Raw genomic sequence first — 798 nt, 5'->3', positions numbered from 1 at the left:
GTGAAACCCGTCCACGATCCGGATGATATCCTTTTCCGGACTGCCGACAACAGGCATGGTATAGCCGTCTTCCTCGATGGAGGTAACCAGCAGGGCCATTTCCGGCGGGGCAACACTGTTCGGGTTATAGTCGTTGCCTTCTATGTTTTCCGACCTTTCCCATGCGACGAAGTCTACCGGATGGTGTTTCATCGGGCTCACCTCATGTAACATCGAGCGGACATAATTAAGGGTGTCTATTTTTTCATCCGTATCTTTCATGTCTTTTATATACCGGCATACAGATGCAGTCATTTGTTGAAAAACATGATTTTCTTCGTTTTGATTTTTCATAGCATTTCTTCGTATTTCCGGATCAATTCCTGTTGCCTTAATATCTGCTTCTTTGTCATCGAGAAAGACAGGGTCCTGCACGTAATATCATTTTTAAGGATAGCCATGCACATACGTTTCCAGGAGAGGAAATCCGTTTTGTTATCCAGGCCGAGCAATGCATCCGGTATGGTTTTGAAACGCACGACATATTTGTCGCCCTTTCCCCGTTTGCTATACTGCCGGGTATTGACGATCATATCCGGGTCCAGTTCGAAGATGTCTTCCTCGCTAACAGGAGAACCGGTACTGTTCCAGTAACGGGTAAACTTTATGAATTTGGCCGTATATATCCTGCGGGTTTCTCCGGGAAGTGTTCTCAGCAGGAACTTACAGTAGCTTTTCCATGTATGTCCCTGAGGAAGGCTTATCCTCCCGGCTCCCGTTGCTTTGGTCCCGCAATAGATATTCCCGAAGTTGGCTCCG

General features: G+C 46.9%; 2 protein-coding genes. Both read right to left on the bottom strand.

The features are described from left to right. Positions 1-333 (bottom strand): ParB N-terminal domain-containing protein (locus ACFO6W_RS25925; protein ID WP_380002016.1); only part of this gene is annotated, 333 nt, incomplete at its 3' end. After that, positions 330-798 (bottom strand): DUF3440 domain-containing protein (locus tag ACFO6W_RS25920; RefSeq protein WP_380002014.1); only part of this gene is annotated, 469 nt, incomplete at its 5' end. The genes ACFO6W_RS25925 and ACFO6W_RS25920, both read right to left, overlap by 4 nt.

The sequence above is a fragment of the Dysgonomonas termitidis genome, assembly GCF_042654545.1.
Taxonomy (GTDB): Bacteria; Bacteroidota; Bacteroidia; order Bacteroidales; family Dysgonomonadaceae; genus Dysgonomonas; species Dysgonomonas termitidis.
This window is presented reverse-complemented; position numbering and strand designations above follow the sequence as displayed.